Source organism: Clostridium sediminicola, assembly GCF_050402865.1.
In the GTDB taxonomy this organism is placed as follows: Bacteria; Bacillota; Clostridia; order Clostridiales; family Clostridiaceae; genus Clostridium_AF; species Clostridium_AF sediminicola.
Genome location: NZ_BAABMF010000096.1, coordinates 1 through 255 on the forward strand (window position 1 = coordinate 1; position 255 = coordinate 255).

1 protein-coding gene is annotated in these 255 nt (G+C 32.2%); it reads left to right on the forward strand.

Translation table 11 applies throughout. The annotated features are described in order from the left end of the window. Positions 1 to 235 (forward strand): TRAP transporter small permease (locus ACQ3F0_RS26915; RefSeq protein WP_428868882.1); only part of this gene is annotated, 235 nt, incomplete at its 5' end. Positions 236 to 255 lie beyond the last annotated feature (20 nt).

Below are 255 nucleotides of genomic sequence, written 5' to 3' on the forward strand. Positions count from 1 at the left end.
GGATATTTTTAGTGATTTAGTTTTCTTAGGTTTTGCAATAATTGTTTCATATGTTGGTTTTGATTTGATGGGAACAATAAGATCTGGTGGACAAACAGCTGTTTCGCTACCTATTCCAATGTGGTTATTGTACCTAGTTATGCCACTAGGATTTATTTCAGTATGTGTTAGATTAATACAAAGTATTATAAAGAGAGTAAAAAGCTTTAATGATGTGAAGGAAGGAGAACAATAATGGCTGTAGCGGTTCTATTT